The organism is Desulfonatronospira sp. MSAO_Bac3 (assembly GCF_003838035.1).
GTDB classification, from domain to species: domain Bacteria; phylum Desulfobacterota; class Desulfovibrionia; order Desulfovibrionales; family Desulfonatronovibrionaceae; genus Desulfonatronospira; species Desulfonatronospira thiodismutans.
The window spans coordinates 1-2,585 of sequence record NZ_QYZY01000190.1 but is presented as its reverse complement, the minus strand read 5'-3'; the positions used below and the strand labels follow the sequence as shown (position 1 = coordinate 2,585).

Below are 2,585 nucleotides of genomic sequence, written 5' to 3'. Positions count from 1 at the left end.
CCTGCTCATCCTTGAGGGTGAAATAGATATGACCGGAACCCGGACGGCTGACATTGGTGGCCTGCCCCCGCACCCAGACAAAGGGGAAGTGCATCTCCACCACTTCGCGGATGGCTGCGGTAAGCTCAGATACATTGAATATATGAGCCATGCACAAACGCTACCCGGCATCAAGTCCGAAATGCTCTCTGACCTTGCGGCGTACCTCCTGAAAATGCCGCCCGAAGTCCTGCAAAGGCAGTTCGTGCCTCTGTCCGGAGTGGCGCTCCTTGACCTCCAGCACCCCGTTCTTGATGCCCTTGGCTCCCACGATCACCTGCAGGGGAGAGCCCACCAGGTCGCAGTCCTTGAACTTGAAACCCGGGCGTTCGTCACGGTCATCCAGAAGGACATCCATGTTCTGGCTGCAAAGCTCATTATACAAAGACTCGGAGTGGTTACGGACCATTTCATCCTTGGGATTCAGGGCGATAATGGTCACCTCGAAGGGCGCAATGGCCGGGGTGAATATGATGCCGTTTTCATCATGATTCTGCTCGATGCAGGCCGCCAGAACCCGGCCTACGCCTATGCCGTAGCAACCCATGATCAAGGGTTTTTCAGCACCATGCTCGTCAAGGTAGGCAGCATTCATGGACTGGCTGTACTTGGCACCCAGCATGAAAATATGTCCCACCTCAATGCCCTTGGTCATGCGGATGCCGCCCTGACACCTGGGGCAGGGATCTTCCCGGGTGATGCTTCGCAGGTCGTGATAAGCATTTACCTGGGCATCACGCCGCAGATCCACGTGCCTGAGATGGGCATCATCTGCATTGGCCCCGGTTATCCAGTCGGTTTCCAGGCGAAGCTCCAGGTCGGCCACGATTTTATCCACCTTGAGGCCCACAGGTCCGGCAAAACCCATGCCTGCTCCGGTCCACTTTTCCACCTGCTCTTGGCCGGCCAGCTGCAGATGCTTAGCCCCGAGGAGATTTCCGAGCTTGACTTCGTTTAGCTCGCGATCGCCGCGCACCAGGGCCGCAACCGCCATGCCGTCGGCATCATACAAAAGGGTCTTGAGCACCTTCCTTTCCGGTACATTCAAATACTCTGCCACCTGGGGAACGGTATGCATGCCCGGGGTCATCACCTTTTCCGGGGGAAGGGAGCATTCCGGACAGTCCTCACCGGCGCATGTGACCTCGGCCTTTTCCAGGTTGGCCGCAAAATCGCAGTGGGTACAGGTGGCTATAACGTCTTCCCCGGTATCCGCCAGGACCATGAATTCCTGGGAAACACTGCCTCCTATGGCCCCGCTGTCAGCTTCCACTCCCCTGAACTGCAGACCCAGCTTCTCAAATATGCTCACGTATGCCTGACGCATCCATTCGTAGCTCTGGGCGGCCCCGGCCTCGTCCTTGTCAAAGGAATAAGCATCCTTCATTATGAATTCGCGTCCACGCATGAGCCCGAACCTGGGGCGGATCTCATCCCTGAACTTGGTCTGAATCTGGTACAGGTTCAGTGGAAGCTGGCGGTAGGAACTCACTTCCCTGCGTATCAGGTCGGTAATGACCTCTTCGTGGGTGGGACCGATGCAGTAGTCCCGGTCATGGCGGTCGCGGAAGCGCAAAAGCTCCTTGCCGTAGGCCTCCCAGCGCCCGGTTTCCTTCCACAGATCCCCGGGCTGCACCGCCGGCATGAGCAGCTCAATGGCGTAAAAACGGTTCATTTCCCCGCGTATCACCTCGGATATCTTTTGCAGCGCCCTCCATCCAGCAGGCAGATAGGTGTAGATACCTGCTGTAAGTTTGCGGATCATACCGGCCCTGAGCATCAGCTTATGGCTCACCACCTCGGCTTCAGCCGGTTCCTCCTTCAATGTGGGCATGAAATACCTGCTCCAGCGCATGTAAAACTCCTGTTGCTGTATAAATTGTATTTTCGGAAAAATAGCAAAGCTCCCAACCCTTGGAACCAGGAAACCTTACTTGTGATCACCTCAGGAAATCAAGAAAAAACCAGGGGGATTTTTGCGCCTGAAAAGTGCAGTTCGGGCACGATAACTTCCTGAATCCCCCCCTGATGGGTTACGCGGGGACTGTCCCCTGGCCTTTGAAAACTTTTCAGAAAATATATTGACAGTAAAAAAATAGTAATTATTATTGTGTGCAAGTAAGGATTTAATCAGGTTTTTATCAACTGCCTCTGCCTGATGGGGCGCACAACCATTTAAGGAGACTTGATATGTCTATCGATTCCGCCAGAGAGTTTGTTAACAGGGTATGCTCCGACAACGATTTTGCAAAGAATCTTTCCGACTACAAGGATGTTGAAGAGTTCTGCAATTCCCCCAAGGCTAAGGATGCGGGATTTTCTTTTTCAACAGATGACCTCAATGTTGTTAAAAGAGAATTGACTGAAGAACAGAAAGCCAACCTGCGCTGCCAGGATGAAAACTGCAACTGGCTGGGCGGCTGATCCGTAAAATACAGAAATTTTCAGTAGATCACCTGCTTAATCCAGTTATCTGTCTGAAACCATCATTTGATACCCTTGATGATTTGGCCACCGGGAAGATACCTCTTGCCGGTGGCTTTTTT

Annotated in this window: 3 protein-coding genes; 1 reads left to right on the top strand and 2 read right to left on the bottom strand. The window is 53.4% G+C overall.

Annotated features, from left to right (window positions below; all coding sequences use genetic code 11):
• Together D5S03_RS06660 and D5S03_RS06655 are read right to left on the bottom strand one after the other, a co-directional pair.
• On the bottom strand, positions 1-151 hold a 151-nt coding region (locus D5S03_RS06660; protein ID WP_287043098.1), incomplete at its 3' end, for an exodeoxyribonuclease VII large subunit.
• Positions 152-160: 9 nt separating this feature from the next.
• Positions 161-1,894, bottom strand: coding sequence for a proline--tRNA ligase (locus tag D5S03_RS06655; RefSeq protein ID WP_287043096.1), 1,734 nt, complete (start codon positions 1,892-1,894; stop codon positions 161-163).
• 335 nt (positions 1,895-2,229) lie between these two features.
• On the opposite strand from D5S03_RS06655, the gene D5S03_RS06650 reads away from it, so the two are divergent.
• Positions 2,230-2,463 (top strand): Nif11-like leader peptide family RiPP precursor, encoded by a 234-nt coding sequence (locus tag D5S03_RS06650; RefSeq protein ID WP_008869029.1) that lies wholly within the window; start codon positions 2,230-2,232, stop codon positions 2,461-2,463.
• Positions 2,464-2,585: the final 122 nt, after the last annotated feature.